The organism is Thalassotalea ganghwensis, from assembly GCF_053485795.1.
This window is the reverse complement of the sequence record NZ_JBQRUM010000021.1, coordinates 60,249-79,316: the sequence shown is the minus strand read 5'-3', so window position 1 is coordinate 79,316 and position 19,068 is coordinate 60,249. Positions and strand designations below refer to the sequence as shown.

The following is a 19,068-nucleotide window of genomic DNA, read 5'->3' as shown; positions in this document are numbered from 1 at the left end:
CGATATGTGACCCTTGCTCCCCTGTCGTTGACGTTAAGCGATTTAAACCATCATAGGTTAATGCACTTAGCGTGCTTAAATCAGCCGCTCTACCATTAGTAATTGAGGTAATATTGGCGTTATTATCGTAGCTGTAAGTTAAGTTAACCGCATCCGTGCCTGTTTTATAATCACGAATTTGCTGTGGCATTAAGCGGTCATTTAATGAGGTTTTATGGGTTAAGCCATTACCATAGGTAAAGGTATCAACCATGCCATTGACGTGGTATTTTGCGCCAGCTTCAACAAAAGTATCTGTCCCTTTGCTGGTATCTTGGTAGGTACGTATCGCTTGGGTGGCTTGGCCAAAACCGTTCGGGGCAAATTCAATCGGCTCGGGTACCTCGACACTGTCAGGGTAGGTCAGCGACGCTAGATGACCAAGCTTGCTATAACCGTAATCTAAACCAAAGGTTTTACCGTCAACAACTAATGACTCACTTTCAAGTAAATTGATAGCATTATAGGTATAACTTTGGCTAACCGCGCCAACAATCGACGTGATATTACCATTATTATCATAACTGTAAGTGCGCGTTGGCGTGTTATCGCCAAAGCTGGTTTGATAAATCGCGCCCAGGTTATCATAGGTGAAAGTAACTTTGTCGCTATCAGCTACTGCCGTATTACATTCATCTGCGGCGGTTAAGCTTTGACCTTCGGCTTGCCACTCAACTTGGCCAAGATTATTGCGGTGATAAACCGTTGAACCAACATCATCACGTTTTACCGCACACAATTGCTGCTCATCGTTATAGTAGCGATATTCGGTTGCACTAATGCTATTGCCGTCGCGATTACCCGCTTGGGTAATACTGTTGATATTGCCATACAGGTTGATATCGATGGTGGTGGTAACACTTTCTGGTGATTCAATTTTTATGGCTTGCTCGTAGCTTGGGCTGCCATAAGCTAAGTACGTCGTGGTGGTTGAGTGTTGTTCATTATTCTTAACTTCAGTGTTTTTACCCGCATCGGTGACTTTAATTTTATTGCCAGCTAAATATTCAGTGGTGACAGTGCCGCCATCGGTGATGCTTTGTGAGATTAAACGTTGCAATCCATCGTAACTATAAGTCGTACCACTTGTTTCGGTGTCGCTGCTTGATGGAAACGATTGAAAGGTTAGCTTGTTATAGGCGTTATACTCATTGTTTTGATAAACGGTATTGCTACCATCACCGGTGATGCCATCTTCTGTTTTTACCAATACCGGGCGTAATAAACCATCATACGTAGTGGTTTCGGTCATCAATGCGGTATCAGAACAGGCTGTTTTGGCAACGTTTAGCGTACAACGCTCAACTTTACGTACCGGTTGGTTGGCACCAATGCCGCCATCGTGTGACCACGTGAAGAAGGTATCCGCCCAATCAACCTCACCCGCTTTATCAGGCGCTTTTATGTATTGAATACGGCCTAAATCGTCATAACCATACTCGGTTTTATTGCCATTAAAATCAGTGGTAGAGGTAACCCAGCCGTTATTATCAATAGTACGCAATACGTATTCTGTCCCGCTACTTCTGCGTTTAGGTACACTGATTTTTTGCGCCTGACCACGTTTGTAGTTTTCAAACAGTTGATAAACATTTTGTGAAGCATCGTGAACTAAAGGTTGGTTGTACTCGACCTTTTTCACTTGCCCTAATTGCTGATAAGTGCCTTGCGTGGTGTGATACTCGCTAAACTGCTTTTGCCAAACGCCAAACGATTTTTGTTCATCTGGCATTAATACCGCGTGCGATGAGCCACCCGCATCGGTAAAGTTAACGGTTTGGTAAGTGGTTTCACTTACAGCTGTTAAACCGGTTAATTGCTGATCCGATTTTGCTTCTTCAAACATAAACGTTTTGGTCGGTAAGTTAATTACCCCATTAACATCATCGTTACGATATTGGTAGTAATGAAAACGCTTTTTCGTTGCTGCTGAATACTCGACCATCGATGTTAACGCACCCAAATCATTGTATGATTTATCCTCAACCACGTAGGTCGTCGTTGCGTTATCAGCTTCATAGTAATATGTTGTACTCGCCACTTGATTAATACGATGGCTCAACATATTAGCGTTAAGAGAAGACCAAGCCCCATCTTCAGATGATGGCCCGGTTGCCCCCCAGTGTTTGCCTACATAATTAGTTTCACTCGGCGCTAAAAATTCATAGACCTCTGTAGACATTAAATCGTCATTTAAATCGTAAATTTGCTTGGCAACAACACTGCCTTCTGACGCTGAGGCGAACTTTCTATCAATAAAATATATTTCTTTATTCTCAGGGCCTTGGATAGTAACCGAACGAAAATCTGCTGCATTCTCTGAATTGATATTATCTGGAAACCCACCAGAAGGTGCTGCAAGTTTAAATGGACCAGTTAAGTAATCATTTATGATCTTTCCGTCTAAATTTGCTGTCTCCTTAAAATTACCTTGATTATCAGAATAAGAATAAGCCCAAGTTAAGTCTGTACTTCCTGTATTTTTTATCGTTTTACTGATTAACACAACCTTTATACTACAATGCAAGTTCCGCACATTTTGAGAATTATCACCAGGTTGATTAGTCAATGGCTGGTAAAAAACAGGGTCTACTTGAGAACGGCCAAACCTGACACGTTTAAAGGTAAAATCGATTGATAATCCTTCAGGAGTTTTAACCGACGTTGTAACAGGCGAATCATCGAAATTGCAACTTGGAATGGCTGGCGTATACATTGTTCCTTGTCTAAATAAGGTCGTATAACCAGCATTGAAATCATTAGGGTTAAACTTAGTAAAGTAGATATCTCTATCATATTCCCATTTCGATTGACCGTCAGGTAAAATAACATACTCTAAAAAATGACTGTCTGAGTTATATTCATACGTCCATGTACGTGTGCCACTTGTCGCACTTGTTGGTCGTTTCAAATCACGTTTACCGTATGAAAAGTCTTCATATTCTATGGTGATTTGTCGCCCATCGTTAGCCGTGATAGATTTTAAGGCGCCATCTACCCAGTTGTAGTTAACGTAGTTGCCAAACTTATCCTCAACTTTGGTAACCAATAACAAACGAGTTTTAATCACAGGCCCTTTAAAAGTAAATTTGCCATTTTCATAGGTTTGAATTTCATTAAAGGTATATTTAGTTCCATCAGGCCCCTGTACGATTATCCCTTCTTGATTATTCGCGTTATTGATACATTCAATAACTTTATAATTTGATTTTGTCCGCTGATTTTGCTCATCATCGATTAAAAATCGCTCTGATGTTTTTCCTGGGATATGCAAATACTTTCCATTCCAATAATGGCTTGGAAATAATTTATTGCCTTGGGGGTCAATAACGCTATCTCCCCCTCCTGAACAGTTATTGCCATAATGCCAATTATTCGTACCCCAATCCCAGCCTTCTGGCTCTGTATGTCCATCTCTTATCGCCAGAAAGTGCCCTTGAATCATTGGTACATTCCACTGCCAACCATGAGGGCCGTTATTATCGAGATCATCTCCCGAAATCCAACGTGATAAATTCACAGGCAGTGCTGAGTTTCCTGGGATGCTAATATCGGTAACTTCAAACGCTAATTGGCCATTAGCAGGGTTATAGCCATCACTAAATGCATTTTGATAACTATTATTAAAAACTGGATCAAGTACACGGGTATATTCGCTAACATCGATACCACTGTTCACATCTATTGCTTGGATTGTCAAAGAGTTCAGTAACGTCAAAACCCCGAAAAAACCAACTCTGAGTTTTTTAACCTTTTGTAAATACCTAGCTTTCATTATTGAATATCTCCATTTTCATCCGTCTCTGCCACGGGGGTTCCTAATACGTCGGTATGAATAAATAAAACCTTTCGAAGCGGGGCACCACTTAACACTTCAATTGCAAAAGCAGGTAAAGATACCGGAGTTGCTATTTTTCCGTCAGATACAGAAATGATGATATTTTCATACAAACCGATATCTTCGATTGTTGGGGTACCGGATAGAGTTCCAGTAGTTGCTTCAAAAGAGGCCCAGTTAGGCTTAGATGAAATGCTAAATGTTAATGTGTCATTATCTGAATCGCTGGCTGTTGGCGTAAAGTTATAGCCGTTGGTCACATTAATATTTGTAGATGGTGCTCCTGAAATTGTAGGCGGGCTATTCTTGGGTGGAATATCAACAACGATACTCTTTATTGGTGAAAATTTACCGCACCCTGAACTAATACAAGCTCTTACTTTATATGAATATGTGCCATTAGGTTTCGTTATGGTTTTCGATAAACTACTCCCAACATATATTCTAGTACTGCCTTCAAATAACTCATAACTTGTCGCATCACTGACAGAACTCCAAGATACCGTGTAAGTTCCATCGCTGTCCGATGAAGGTACGTTTAATGATGGCACTCCAGGTATAGGGGGGAGAACCGAAATAGATTTTACTGAAGAATAATCACCACAACCTGACGAATTACAAGCTCTCACCTTATAACTATATGTGCCAGTTGGGTTAGTCCTTTTATTAGATAATCCGCTTCCAGAATAGATTGTACCTTTTGCTTCACCAACAAGTTCATATCGTGTTGCATAGCTCACAGAACTCCATGATACGTTGTAAGTTCCATCGCTGTCCGATGAAGGTACGTTTAATGATGGTACTCCAGGTATAGGAGACAGAACCGAAATAGATTTTACTGAAGAATAATCACCACAACCTGACGAATTACAAGCTCTCACCTTATAACTATATGTGCCAGGCGCGTTAGTCCTTTTATTAGATAATCCGCTTCCAGAATAGATTGTACCTTTTGCTTCACCAACAAGTTCATATCGTGTTGCATAGCTCACAGAACTCCATGATACGTTGTAAGTTCCATCGCTGTCTGTGCTAGGAACTGTTAATGAAGGAACGCCTGGTAATGGTAAAGATACGGTGACATTAGAACTATATCTACTTCCACCGCAGCCAACATTTTTTGGGTTACACACATATACCCTATATTTATAAATTCCTGCTTTAGACTTTCCTGAAATAGGACATGTATAAGATGTCTCTCTCCATGTAGCGCGTGTTTTGGTGCATACGGTAGAATACCCGCCACCATTATAAGATTCTTGTAAATAATATATCGCTCCATCAACAGAACCTCCTGCTGAACCAAACGTCAAGTCGAAGCTGGTATTTATTAAAGGTAAATAATCCGATGATGACAAACTTGAGGGTTTACCTGGTATGGTGTACGCATAAATTCTGCGATAAGGACTTAATCCGCTGCAGCCTTCATAATTACAAGCTTGATATTTTATATACTGATACCCGTAATTACCTCTCACAGAAAAAGACTGAGATGTACCAGTATAAGTTGCAACATAGGTATACGTAGCATTATCTGTACTTGTATATAATTTATAATGACTTGCATTAAAAACTGAGGTTGTGTAAGCAACCGCTGAAGAACCCACTGGATGGTAATTTCCATCTTTTATACTTGGGGTTTTAGTAGGACCTGGCGGTGTAAGATCGACACAATCCATCCGCCATTCTTCGCAAATTGGAGCTGCAGAAGTGGTGTATGCTTTCGTAAAATCAACAATATCGCTATTACTGCTTTTTGAAGAATCGTCCTTCCAAGGTAGGCATGTTTTGCTTTCCGTTTGAGTTGCTGCTGAATAATAGAGTTGATCACAATCATCAGACAAATCATCTACATCTTCATCATCAGATAGTATCTTTTCTCCATTTTCATCAACTCCACCTGGCATATTGTTCAGCCGGATTAAGTCTAGGTTCTCATCATCATCTACAAAAGCGGTTATTACACTGTAGCCTAACGCGTTCCAGTCCTTTCCTTTTAATTTGCCTTTTACTGTTTCTGTTTTCCCAATCAAGCCACTCTCATTGGCATAAGTAATGTAGTGTTTTTGATTTTTAGAATTTGCCAAGGCAAAGATGTCGGCTCTACCATCATTATTAAAATCGCCTGTTTTAATCTTAAACTCTGATTTTTTTGCCCATCTGATTGACTTTTTTATCTTCTGAACGACAGATAAATTAGATTTACCGGCGTGCATTAAATAATGGTTCTTACCTTTTTGAGTAACTGCAAACATGTCCTGACTTTTATCACCGTTGAAGTCTCCAACATAAAAGGCAAATTCTTGCGAGTTTTTTAACCATTCCAGCTTATCAGCGGTATAATTAAATACGTTAGAAAAATCTATCTCTGCAAGATCTCCATTAACAACCAACGCTAATTGCTGCTCATGCAATACAATAAAAAGATCAGAGACATTATCGCCATTATGATCAATAACAACAATTTTTGCTTTTTCTTCAAACCATTGGTAACCATTTATCTCGATTGGCAAAGATATCGCATTCTCTAATAAATATTGAATAGTGCCGTCTATATCCTTGCCAATTACGATAGTGGATGGTTCATTTTGAATTAAGCTTTGTAATAGAAGGTCTGGATATCTATCTCCATTGAAGTCACCTAAAAGATAGTGATATTGTTTACCTTTCCATGTCATATATTCAGAAGCGTTTAGGTTAATTGAAAATAATAATATCGTCAAAAAACCTATTAGGTAGGTTTTCATAAACTTACATCCCTGCGTTTGTTAATTTTTTGTTACACATATTAACATATTTACGTTGTTTGACAACTTAGTATGTCGCCCTCGACAATATCGTGTGACAAATGTTTAAAGACAGTTACAAAGTTTTAAGAAAAAATGGTCAGTTGCGGATTGTCGGTAACCGACAGCTTGGTTACCATATCAAACTCAAACGAATTTTTGGTAATAATCAACTTATTGCCAGTGATAACAAATTTGTCACCTTATCATCGATAAAAAAATAAGAGCTCATTATCATGAAAAAAATACTAACGCTTTGGGTATTCGCTAATTCTCTATTATTGTCAGCCTGCACTAGCTCACCGACGCACCTTGTGATAGCACCTGATTTGATTACTAACAAGCAAACAAATTTGCAGTTGAAGCAATTACAAATATCGGTCCAGGATATGCGCCCAGCTCGGCATGTCATGCAAGTCTTAAAAAAAGATCAACCCGCACAATTGTTTTCGAGTCAACAAGCGTTAACTGACGCAATTAAGAGCGCTTTAAATGAAGGTTTTCAACAAGCCGGTGCACAAATTACTCAAGTTGGTGGTAATGCCATTAATGTTACAGTCAATAAAGCCTTGATTAGTGTCGATCAAGGTTTAGTTGAGTATAAGGCGAGTAACGCTATCGTCTTATCAATATCCATTGATAACGGAGAACAAAGCTTGCAAAAAACCTACCGAATAAAAGGTTCAAGCAATGGCCCATTAAAAGCAGATGTTGCCGTTCTAGAAAGAGACTTTAATCAGCAGTTAGGTAAATTGCTTAATGATATTATTCGCGACCCGCAAGTCCATCAGTTTTTAAGGTGATCTTATGAGAATTCTTGCTGCACTATTATTATTACTCAGTTTTAATAGCCAGAGTAAAAACCTCGCGATTGATCCTGATAATTTATTCCCTCGGGTCAAGTTTGAAACCTCTATGGGTGTTATTGTTGTTGAGCTCGATAGAACACGTGCGCCAATTACTATTGATAATTTTCTAACCTACGTGGTAAAAGGCGAATATAACGAGACTATTTTTCACCGAGTCATTGCTGACTTTGTTGTCCAAGGCGGCGGTTATGATAAGGATTTTGTGCCAAGAAAAGTCGGTGAAGATATCGTTAACGAATCAGGTAATGGTTTAAAAAATGTCATCGGCACCATCGCCATGGCCAAAGAATCCGCGCCGCATTCTGCAAACCGCCAATTCTATTTTAACGTCGCTGACAATAGCGATCTAGATCCGGGTAGACGTTGGGGCTACGCGGTATTTGGTGAAGTTATTGAGGGCTTAGAGGTTGTCATGGCAATGTCTAAAGTTAAAACAGAATATAATGATAATTTTGGCTGGGAAGATGTCCCGGTAGAACCAATAACGCTAATTAAAGCCACTTTACTCAGGGCTGAGTAGAACAAGAGCTTGAAGCTTTATTTCGTCCATTTAAAACTTCAAACTAGACAAAATGTTACAAATTTAATGAACATTATGCGCTGCCTAACTTTGACAAGTATACAATTATCAATCATAACTTAAACAAGCAGCGCAATTCATTAAAAGCCACACTACAAGAGGTCTACCACCTGTTTTTTTATTGCGCTCAATCCGCTAATTAATCGATTTATTGAGGAAGTAAATGATAATTGAGCAGTTTATCAATGAAAAAATAAAACAAGTAGGTGCCTACATTAGCGCAGTCATTGAAAAGACCCTGCACTACACTGAACTAGACCGTTTTGTAACCGAGACCATGGAAGAATGGACACTGCTACATGTCGTCGATGAAACGCCTCATTGTGCAAAAGAGCGCGTTTTTTGGCACGTCATTCATCTACTTTGCTTACATGGTGCAAGTGCTCTAACTCATAATTTATTTGTTAAAGCGGAAGTGACCACCTGTGTAGATTTTTTTAATGGTAAAGGTAGCTATCCAATAGATTGTATAGGTTGGAGACCTTTACCTTAGCTTTTGCCAACTATTTAACTTAGCAAATAGTGTAAAAGCCTTCTTTCAAGACAAAGACTCTGTTAGTCTCTGTTCAATCGAGTTTTACCACTGACATAACAAACAATTGTAGTGCAAACAATCAGACAAACTCTTCATTATTTTAAAGATCGCCATTTACTGACTATTTTCTTTTTTGGGATTGCCAGTGGCTTTCCGTGGGTAATGATTGGTTCAGCAATGACCGGCTGGCTGAAAGATGAAGGTCTCTCTCGTTCAAGCATTGGCTTATTTGGCTTGATTTTTGTCGCTTATAGCATCAACTTTTTGTGGTCTCCTTTAGCAGATAGACTCAAAATTTTCTGGTTAACCCGAAAATTGGGATTGCGCCGAAGTTGGATTTTCTTTACTCAACTGAGTTTAGTATTACTGACCTTATCGATGAGTCTATTTAACGCACAACATCAACTAAGCTTGATGGCTTTGTTTGGATTATTAATCGCGATAAGTGGCGCAACACAAGATATCGCTATTGACGCGTACCGAATTGACTCACTTGCCGATAAAGAAGCGAACTTTATGGCGGCTGGCTCGGCAATGGCGACTGCAGGGTGGTGGACTGGCTATGCGGGCTTAGGCAGCATCCCTTTTATATTGGTGAGTCAGCCTAATTGGGATTGGCCAGAAGTCTATGTTGTTTTAAGTGCAATTATGGCGTTGCTGACATTTACCGTACTTCTGGTTAAAGAGCCAGAGAATGATAGAGAGCACCAACATCAACTTATTCAAAGCAACTATCTAAATGCATTACCCTCATTTGGCGCGAAATCATTAGCCATTGTTATCTTAATCCCGCTGATTTTTGCTTGTATTGTTTATGCCAATATTGGCTATCCAGGCTGGCCTTCAAGTGTCATTGACAATTCACACCAATTTTCAGTATTAACGCTGACGGTATTAACTTTGCTAATCGTATTCGTTAAGCAGTTAACTCAACTCAACAAAGCGGTTAATCAAGTTGCAACGACTATTACCAATCAACGTATTACCTCAATACAACGGTTAACCGCTTGGCTTTTAACAACATTGGTAGCGCCAATTCAAGAATTCTTTGATCGCAATGGCACTCGCTTAGCCATTTCCATTCTTTTGTTTATCTTCTTGTTTAAATTAGGAGAGGCTTATTTGGGGCGAATGTCGATCGTATTTTATCGTGAAGTCGGTTTTTCTAACGAAGATATCGCCTATTACTCTAAATTAATCAACTGGGCGACAACCATTGTCTTCTCGTTAATTGGCAGTGTTTTCACCATTCGTTACGGCATATTAAAAGGACTATTTATTGGCGGCATTGCCATGTCAGCGAGTAACCTGTTATTTTCAGTGATGGCTCTTGTTGGCCCCAATCACTTACTCTTTGCCTTTACTGTGTTTGTTGATGGTTTTACCTCAGCATGGGGATCCGTCGCTTTTGTCGCATTGTTGTCTGTGTTATGTAATAAAAGTTTCACGGCAAGTCAGTACGCATTAATGGCGTCGTTAGGGACATTTGGTCGAGTCATGCTCGGCTCATATTCCGGTATTATCGTTGATTGGCTCGACGGAAACTGGGCACTGTTCTTTGTGTTAACGTCGTTAATGGTGATACCAAGCCTGGCCTTTTTGTATTCAATTAGAACGCCGCTAACACGCCTTATTGAGCAGCAACAACTGTTAAATAAACAAGTTAAAGAGTAATTTTTGAATAGCCAAGACAATTGGCTTTGACAATAGCTAGCGACTTAATTTAACGCGACAGTTACTAAAAATTATGGTTCACGATCTACGAGGTTATCTGCACGCAAAGTTAAATAGCATAGCATCATAGCAACTTTTGGCTTATGCTATTGAAATAAAACTAATTAGTAACAGCAACTAAAATGATCAGATTGATTTTCTTATTACCAATAGTGATGTGCGCCATTTGGTGGTGGTTTCTTAACAGCAAAGGATATACGCTAAAAGATGGACTAAAAGGTTTTGCTTATATTTTTGCCTTTAATGCAATTATTATCGGCTTTCTCGTTGTGATGCTTTTTGTCACTCATAATCAATAACCTACAGATTTTGCACTCATTAAAAAGGCCACAACAATGTGGCCTTTGATATGTTAAGAGATACTACAAACGATAAATATTATCCGCGCTATCTCTATCAATCAATTTAACAAACGGATCCACACCGACAAACTTAGGCTTTTCATCGACAACAAGTTTGATGGTATTACTACCAGTTTTAATTAAGTGCTTTTGTAGGTATTGCAAGCTGCTGTCAGCCGATAAATCCTCTGGATCTTGGCTAAATAAGCCAATATCTATCATATCTTCAAAAGGCTCGTCAGTTTCACTACCTTGACCGTCAGCACGCTTTAGCGCCGCTTCAATATCAATACTAACGCTATACTTACCTTGTTCAAGCTCATCAACTGTGACAGCTGTTACTTTTAGATCGTATAGGGTGATATGCTCAAACAAGTTGCTAATAAACACTTGTTCTGCTTCAGTAGCACCATCAGTTAAGTAAGCAAGTAAGTCCAATGTTGTCGGATAAGGCGTGCTTTGATAGCGAAATTCATTTAGAAAGCCAGCAAGGGCTTCATTTAATCGCTGCTCTCCGATCTTATCTTTTAATGACATCATGACAACAGAGCCTTTACGGTAATGAATATATTGCTGATTTTCACTGCGCATTAATGGCATTTCTTCAATCACTTCAACACTTCTGCCACGTAAGTAACGATCTAGCTCATATTTTAAGAATTTACGAATTTTCTCTGGGCCGTATTTTTTCTCCATCACCATCAACGCTGAATATTGTGACAGTGTTTCAGAAATTATCGCGCTGCCTTGTACATTAGCGGCCCCCACTTGATGACCCCACCATTGATGGGCAACTTCATGAGCCGTTATATAGTAAACAGGATCGATATTTTTAGGATCTCGCAAATCAGTAATAAAGCCAATATTTTCAGAATACGGAACAGTATTAGCGAAACTCTGTGCAAAGGTTCGATATCCCGGAAATTCAATAATCCGCATTTGTTTGTGTTGATACGGTCCGAAATTTTCACTGAAATAATCTATCGAATCCCGAACCGACTCGATCATACGATCAATATTCATATCATGTGCAGGATGGTAATAAACTTCAATATCAATCCCTTTATATTGCTCTTTTTTTGAAGCAAGACGTGCTGACATGATCGAATAGAAGTTTACTATTGGCGCATCCATCTTGTAATGAAAAATACGGCGACCGTTTTCGACAACTTCGCTTTGTAAATAACCTGGAGCAATGGCAAATTGATCTTCATCCGTTGAAATGGTTGCTTCAAAATCGATAAAGCCGATCCCCTTGCCAAAAAAACTTTCGTTATAAAACTCTTTCTGCTCCAACTTATTTGCCCTTTCAATAGGCTCCAAGCCACGTTTACGTCGTTCATGGCGATCAATAATTTGAAAACTATTTTGGTAACCGAAAGTCGGAAACAATTCATAATTATTAATAAAGGTACCGTTTTCTACCAAAGCAAAATCATTACTGCCATCGTTAAAACCCTGATGGCTGCGACGAGCAACTAATTTACCCTTTCTAATTTCACCTGGCTGTAATGGCGTAGCAAAAGTAAACCAGCCAGTATAATAAGTTTCATCAAATTCGCTAACCTTTCCACCGTCGATAATTACTTGCCAATCGGAAGTAAATGCTGGTTTTGCAACTAAAAATCGCGTAATTGGTTCACTACTTTTATTTTCAACCGATATATCTACTTGAGCATCAATCATTCGCTGCTTAGGGTAAATATCAACCTTTGCATTTGCCTTTGTGATCGTTGGAATATGATCATCTTTATACTGAGCGTATTTCTTTTCATATTCAGCCATCAAATCGAGGCGGTCTTCCTGTTCTACATACTCGTTTAAAACTCGTGTGTTATAGTGAATATAAGCCCCTGAGCCGATAAAAATCACCAAGCCAACAGTAACAACAAGTTTGCCGCGCCCGCCAAGATAGTAAGAAACTTTATTAAAGCGTGCTTTAAGCGGTTGCACAGGGCCACGATGCCACAAGGCATAAGTTAAACTGGCGAGTATTATGCTCATCCCTGCCCAGTACAACATATACCAACTATGGCTTGTTAAGAAATCACCATAAGTATTAATGTCGGAATAATAGACTGTTGGGCTGCCCGCAAAATTGAACATGTTATGACTAAAGCCCAAGTTAGATAGCACTAACGATGAAATGATATAAAGCACGAACAACATCATACCGACAAACTTATTCGGGCTGATCACTTGCAAAAAGAAAGCTAAAACGGCGGACATGATATAAGGGAGTATGGTTACGTACCCCAAGCGGATGACATACTGACTAACTTCTAAGTAATCATAGCCTCGCAGTAATTGATTTAGCATGGTGACACTAGCAGCAAACACAAACAATAGAACAAATACTAAGGTCATAGCGATAAGCTTGGATAACCAAAAAGTAATGTTGTGAACCGGCATAGAGTCAACGATATCGCCCATCCCTGAGTTACGCTCTCGCCACACAATTTCAGCGCTGTAATAAGCAAGCACTATCAGCATTAACAAACTTGTTGCGTCAACTATAAGTTGCACCATCGTTTGAGTAATAGGCCAGTTAGGGGTACCAAACATCGCTCGTGGATCAATTAATGGTGCCATTAATGAAAAGATAGTAAACGCCCCGAGTACCAAAAATGGCGCGCTCATTACCACCTGCTTAATTTCAAAGCCAATGCGCATTTTCATATGTGAAAGCGTTTTAACGCCTTCACTTCGATAATCGATTTTATTGGTAAGTTTATCGGCATAATTGGCCGACTCTGCTTTATCAGCTTTCTTTGAAGACTTGCTTTTAGGCAAGCGCACCTTTATAGAAAAACCACCAAAAAACGCAAGAATAACCACGCCAACGACCAACCAAATGATACGGTTTTGCAACAAAATGCCATCTAACTGAATTGGCGTGTTGTTTTTATCAAACATGGTCCAATAACGGGTAATTTCACTAAAAGTATTGACGGCAAAAGGATCAGCCAATGCCACAATTGTTCGATACTCTGGCTCAGAAAAAAGCTGTCCAGAAACTAAATATAGAATAAATATCGCTAACGCGGTGAGATACACCGCCATCAAACTTTTAAAGCGAACCGCTGCGGCATAGAACAAACAGGACAAAACAAAAAGCGTTGGCACAGACATATAGAAAAATGCCGTCAAATAATAAGAGAGTTGTGTTGCGCCTAATCGCTCTGGGTCAACCCAGCCAACCGCACCACCTAAAACCGTCCCCACTAAAATAGCAAATGGTACAAAAGCAAATACCGTAACCGTTACAGCAAAAGCTCCGAGAAAACGCCCTAACTGATAACTAAAAGGATTTAATGGCTTACTATAGAGAATCTCAGCCATTCTCGAACTATCATTTCGGGTAGCAGTATTGGCAACAAAGTTTACTACTAAAAACATAGCAAAAATGCCAAGTATCAATAAGGTTTGTGTTATCGAAAATGGGCCATTATAAAGCACATTGCCACCGCCACCTAGTTGAACATTATCACTAATAGTGGCAAAGAAGGTTAAAAAGAAAAAAATTAAACTCGTCACATAAAACGACGGCTGTCGCGTAAAATAACGCCATTCAAAGAAGAACATTTTAGTAAACATAATTCCCCCTTAAGCGGCACTGCGATGACGATGAAGTGTCGAAAAGTAAACATCTTCTAAATTCGCTGGTGCAGCCTCAAAGCCATCAGGGGCTTGCTCTGCCATAACATGAATAATAGTTTGACCTGCAAACAAACGCTTAGAAATAACAGGCAAACTTTGTTCAATTTCTGACGCTTCTTGTTGACTAACTGTTTTACGCCAAATTTGGCCATTTAGCTGATCAGTAAGTTGAATAGGATTGCCTTCCAGTAAAATTTGTCCAGAAGCCAATACCGCCATATTAGGGCACAGCTCTGAGACATCATCAACAATATGAGTTGACAGAATAATGACTTTTTCTTCGCCTAAACTCACCAGTAAATTATGGAATCGGTTTCGCTCTTCTGGATCTAAGCCTGCCGTTGGTTCATCAACTACTAATAAATCAGGATCTCCCAATAACGCCTGTGCGATACCAAATCGTTGACGCATCCCGCCAGAAAAGCCACTAACGGCTTTTTTACGATGCTGATACAAGTTAGTGTGTGCTAACAATCCTTCAACCGCTTCTTTTCGCTCAGCTGAGTTTGAGATACCTTTCAGTACAGCCATATGATCTAATAGTTCATAGGCACTAATACGAGGATAAACACCGAAATCTTGTGGCAGATATCCTAGGCGTTGACGTAAAGCTTGAGGATCGGCAAAAACATCTATTCCATCAAATTCTATTGTGCCCTGATCCGCATCTTGTAAGGTTGAGATCGTGCGCATTAATGACGATTTACCTGCACCATTTGGCCCTAATAAACCATACATACCTTTAGGTATGGTCAAATTAACATTATTGAGCGCTTTGACACCATTATCATAGGTTTTTGATAATCCGGTTATTTGTAACATTATTATTATTCCATTTTATTGCAAAAAAATTGAAGGGAAATTAACATACGGTTCGCATGTTAAATTTTTGTAAATTTATGCCATATTTACCGTTAGATATCAAGTTTGCTAGCGTTTAGGCAAAAAAAAACCTTAACATTAATGTTAAGGTTTTTCGATATATTAAATGTGTTAAAAGATAGAGCGGAAAGAAGAACCACCACGATGCAAACCGCGGCGTTTATTGCGCATTCGACTATGTAACTCTCGACGTTTAGCCCCTAACCATTCATCTCGTGTAACCGTTGTATCTCGACGACTTTCTTCTCGCGTACGGTAGGCACAAAACTCTTCAAAAGCGCTAATATCTTCACTTAACTCTGAAACGACTAGCTCAATCATGATTGCATCATCAAGGAAACCTAGCACTGGAATATGATCTGGTACAAGATCTTCTGGATCACTAAAATAAGCCAATGCACTAAGTACATCTGACTTTTCTTCTTCAGGGATCTGCCACTCGCTGTCTTCAATCATGGCTACCAATGTTTTTAGCTTGGCTATACGGTCACTAACAAATGGTGGAACATCAACGCTAATATTATCACTTAAATTTTTCGCATTGGTTAAAATTTCTTGCTCAGAAAGTTTCTTTGCACCATCTTGCGCTTTGCGCATAACGTCACGAAAATGATCAAGATCAGACTCTTTTAATTCAAACGTTACTTCAAAGGCCATTATAATTCTCCTAATTTGGCATTTATGTGTGCTTATATTAAATCTAACAGAACATTGCGGTTACAGCACTATTGTTAACGATTTTTTTTACTTTATTTTGATTTATCACTATTTTGATGGTTAACATGCTAATATTTCAGCCATAATAATAACAATGCAAAGAGTGATATAATCAATGAAAACTCAGTTGCCGGTATCTCAAAGCAACGAGGCCGAGACCGAGACCGAAAAAGCAATCGAATGTGAAAATTGTCACGCGATAGTGAAAGGCTCATATTGCAGTGAATGTGGACAATCGGTCGAATCAAGCCTTAAATATTTTTGGACGGTCGTTCTTCATATTCTCGATGACATCTTTAGCTTTGATTCAAGAGCAAGTCGAACTTTATATCCCCTGCTATTTAAACCGGGTTTTTTAACCAATGAGTATTTTGCTGGTCGTCGTGTTCATTACGTTCCACCACTAAGACTATATCTATTTGTCAGCATTATCTTTTTCCTTTCATTAAAGGTGTTTATCAACACTGACGATAAATCAATTTTTCATTCGACAAATGAAAACTTACAAATTAGTGAACAAATTCAACGTCAAGTGGAAAAAATCAACAATGAATTACCGCAAGCAAGTGATGAGAGAAAAATAAAGCTTGAGCAACAACTTGCTGCCCTCAACCTTTATCTAAAAGATATCAACGAATCGAAAAATGATGCACTGGTAGAGCTCGCTCGACAAGTAGCCGAACTTGAATTAAAACAAGTCTCAACTAATAATTTGCCCGCTGCACCGTTAAACACAGCAGAAAAGATCCGCTATCAAACACTAAAAGATATGTTAACGCAGCAGCGAGAGCAAAAATTTACGCCTGATAAAGATACCGATAATGGTCAACGGCCAGATAAAAACAAAGATGAAGGTACGATAAACCTGACGATTGGCAATCAAGCTGATGGTAGTTTGAAGTTGCCATTTCTTTCAGAGGCACAGAATCAAAAATTGGCAGCCAATACAAAAGTGTTGGAAACAAAAGCAGAGAAGTTACTTCAATCTAAACCTGAAAAAATCTTTCAAGAGGCTCTCGAAAAGCTGCCACAAATCATGTTTGTCATATTACCGATTTTTGCGCTGCTGCTTAAAATCATGTACATGTTTTCTGGTCGACTTTACCTAGAACACCTTACTGTAGCGTTGCATAGTCATAGTTTTATCTTCTTAAATTTACTTTTAGTGGAAATTTTAACAACGATAAGTGATGAAGTCCTTGCCGATAATGATTTGCTGAGATCGTCACTGGGGCTAGCCTCGGTTTTATTTATTGCTTGGATACCGATTTATCTGTTTATTATGCAAAAACGAGTCTATCGACAAGGAATACTTATGACCTCGATAAAGTTTTTCGCCGTTGGGATTTTTTATATGTGTATTTTGACCAGTGCAGCCCTTGTTGCATTTATTTGGGGGGTGCTGAGCATCGCATAATACATTATCCCTATTGAATTTAGGTAAAGACATAAAAAAACCAATGCTTTAGCATTGGTTTTTTTATTTATTAGAGTACAAATACAATACGCTAAACCATGATTTCTATCAATTATTCTGATAATGGTCTCATATGAGGAAATAGAATAACGTCTTTAATCGTAGGTGAGTCAGTAAATAACATCACTAAACGATCGATGCCGATACCTTCACCAGCCGTTGGCGGTAAACCGTATTCCAATGCATTGATATAATCATCATCAAAATGCATCGCTTCATCATCACCCGCATCTTTTTCTTGCACTTGCTTTCTAAAGCGCTCTGCTTGGTCCTCTGCATCATTAAGCTCAGAGAAACCATTCGCTAACTCGCGACCACCAACAAAAAACTCAAAACGGTCAGTAATAAAAGGGTTGTCATCATTACGTCGCGCCAGTGGAGAAACTTCCCAAGGATACTCTGTAATAAATGTCGGTTGATCAAGCCTATGCTCTGCAACTTCCTCAAATATTTCACAAATGTACTTACCTGCACCCCATACTTTCGAGGCCTCAGTTTCTTTAACGCCAACCTGTTTGGCCATCGCTTTTAACGCATCGAGATTGGCTTCTGGATTACGAAGAACGTTCTCATCTAAGTTATCGCTATACTTCAAAATAGCATCTACCATCGACAAGCGCTCAAATGGCTTGCCAAAGTCATAGAACTTCTCTTCGATAACGTCACCATCGGCGTTGCGAACGGTGTTTCTGATCACCGATGTGCCCATCACATCTTCAGCCAGTGTACGTAACATATCTTCAGTCAGATTCATTAAATCATGATAGTCGGCATAGGCTTGGTAAAATTCGAGCATGGTAAACTCAGGGTTATGACGCGTAGACAATCCTTCATTTCTGAAGTTACGATTAATTTCGAATACTTTTTCAAAGCCACCAACGACTAGACGCTTTAAATATAATTCAGGCGCTATACGCATAAACATTTCAATGTCTAATGCATTATGAAACGTGGTAAATGGCTTCGCTGTTGCTCCACCAGGGATGGTTTGCAACATTGGCGTTTCCACTTCCATATAGCCACGTTCAGTTAAGAATTTACGAATGCCATCAACAATTTTTGAACGCACTTTGAAAGTGTTACGAGTGTCTTCATTAATAATTAAATCAACATAACGCTGGCGATATTTCGTTTCTTGATCTGACAAGCCGTGGAATTTTTCTGGCAATGGTCTAAGTGACTTAGTTAATAGCTGGTATTCATCCATATTAACGTATAAGTCGCCTTTACCAGACTTGTGCAAGGTACCGGTTACACCAATAATGTCACCAATATCTAATACGCCCCAGCGAGCTTTGATATCTTTTTGGACATTTTTATCGGCATACGCTTGAATACGGCCAGTCATATCTTGTAGAACCAAGAACGGGCCACGCTTAGCCATTACTCGACCAGCAACACTATAAACGGCTGTTTCAGCTTCTAACGCTTCTTTTTCTTTTTCACCATGAGCTTCTTGCAAGTCAGCAGCGTAATGTTTTCGATCGAACTTATTTGGATGACCGTTAGCCGGACAGTTTTCTCTAATTTGTGCTAATTTGCCGCGACGTTCGGCAATCAATTTGTTTTCGTCTAAATTTGCTTGGTCTGTCATTTTATTTCCAAATAAT

The 19,068-nt window shown here is 39.2% G+C and carries 13 protein-coding genes; 7 read left to right on the top strand and 6 right to left on the bottom strand.

The window, feature by feature from the left end:
* Both ACSLUH_RS17445 and ACSLUH_RS17440 read right to left on the bottom strand, forming a co-directional pair.
* Positions 1-3,814 (bottom strand): hypothetical protein (locus tag ACSLUH_RS17445; protein ID WP_448569375.1); only part of this gene is annotated, 3,814 nt, incomplete at its 3' end.
* Positions 3,814-6,624, bottom strand: coding sequence for an FG-GAP-like repeat-containing protein (locus ACSLUH_RS17440; RefSeq protein ID WP_448569373.1), 2,811 nt, complete (start codon positions 6,622-6,624; stop codon positions 3,814-3,816). The genes ACSLUH_RS17440 and ACSLUH_RS17445, both read right to left, overlap by 1 nt.
* A 101-nt stretch (positions 6,625-6,725) precedes the next feature.
* Between ACSLUH_RS17440 and ACSLUH_RS17435 the strand changes: the two genes are divergently transcribed.
* The 6 genes from ACSLUH_RS17435 (at position 6,726) to ACSLUH_RS17410 (ending at position 10,680) form a co-directional block, all read left to right on the top strand.
* Entirely contained in the window at positions 6,726-6,887 is a 162-nt protein-coding gene (locus ACSLUH_RS17435; RefSeq protein WP_448569371.1) for a methyltransferase, read from the top strand.
* Between the two features lie 12 nt (positions 6,888-6,899).
* Complete coding sequence (locus ACSLUH_RS17430; RefSeq protein WP_448569369.1) at positions 6,900-7,466, top strand: YajG family lipoprotein; 567 nt, start codon at positions 6,900-6,902, stop codon at positions 7,464-7,466.
* 4 nt (positions 7,467-7,470) lie between these two features.
* Positions 7,471-8,052 carry a peptidylprolyl isomerase gene (locus ACSLUH_RS17425; protein ID WP_448569367.1) on the top strand — a complete coding sequence of 194 codons (582 nt, stop codon included), beginning with the start codon at positions 7,471-7,473 and terminating at the stop codon, positions 8,050-8,052.
* 223 nt (positions 8,053-8,275) lie between these two features.
* Positions 8,276-8,605 carry a hypothetical protein gene (locus ACSLUH_RS17420; protein ID WP_448569365.1) on the top strand — a complete coding sequence of 110 codons (330 nt, stop codon included), beginning with the start codon at positions 8,276-8,278 and terminating at the stop codon, positions 8,603-8,605.
* 111 nt (positions 8,606-8,716) lie between these two features.
* Positions 8,717-10,321 (top strand): AmpG family muropeptide MFS transporter, encoded by a 1,605-nt coding sequence (locus tag ACSLUH_RS17415; RefSeq protein ID WP_448569363.1) that lies wholly within the window; start codon positions 8,717-8,719, stop codon positions 10,319-10,321.
* A 182-nt stretch (positions 10,322-10,503) separates the two neighbouring features.
* The gene (locus tag ACSLUH_RS17410) at positions 10,504-10,680 is read left to right on the top strand and encodes a hypothetical protein (protein WP_448569361.1); all 177 of its coding nucleotides are present in this window, start codon (positions 10,504-10,506) and stop codon (positions 10,678-10,680) included.
* Positions 10,681-10,743: 63 nt separating this feature from the next.
* Here ACSLUH_RS17410 and ACSLUH_RS17405 read toward each other — a convergent pair whose 3' ends face one another.
* The 3 genes from ACSLUH_RS17405 to ACSLUH_RS17395 form a co-directional block, all read right to left on the bottom strand.
* Positions 10,744-14,319, bottom strand: coding sequence for a M1 family aminopeptidase (locus ACSLUH_RS17405; RefSeq protein WP_448569359.1), 3,576 nt, complete (start codon positions 14,317-14,319; stop codon positions 10,744-10,746).
* A gap of 9 nt (positions 14,320-14,328) precedes the next feature.
* On the bottom strand, positions 14,329-15,204 hold the full coding sequence (locus ACSLUH_RS17400; protein WP_448569357.1) for an ABC transporter ATP-binding protein: 876 nt from the start codon (positions 15,202-15,204) through the stop codon (positions 14,329-14,331).
* Between the two features lie 171 nt (positions 15,205-15,375).
* On the bottom strand, positions 15,376-15,921 hold the full coding sequence (locus ACSLUH_RS17395) for a YkvA family protein (protein WP_448569355.1): 546 nt from the start codon (positions 15,919-15,921) through the stop codon (positions 15,376-15,378).
* A gap of 175 nt (positions 15,922-16,096) precedes the next feature.
* Between ACSLUH_RS17395 and ACSLUH_RS17390 the strand changes: the two genes are divergently transcribed.
* Positions 16,097-17,398: a DUF3667 domain-containing protein gene (locus ACSLUH_RS17390; protein WP_448569353.1), complete on the top strand. Its 1,302-nt coding sequence runs from the start codon at positions 16,097-16,099 to the stop codon at positions 17,396-17,398.
* Positions 17,399-17,510: 112 nt separating this feature from the next.
* Here ACSLUH_RS17390 and lysS read toward each other — a convergent pair whose 3' ends face one another.
* The gene (gene lysS, locus ACSLUH_RS17385; protein ID WP_448569351.1) at positions 17,511-19,052 is read right to left on the bottom strand and encodes a lysine--tRNA ligase; all 1,542 of its coding nucleotides are present in this window, start codon (positions 19,050-19,052) and stop codon (positions 17,511-17,513) included.
* Positions 19,053-19,068 lie beyond the last annotated feature (16 nt).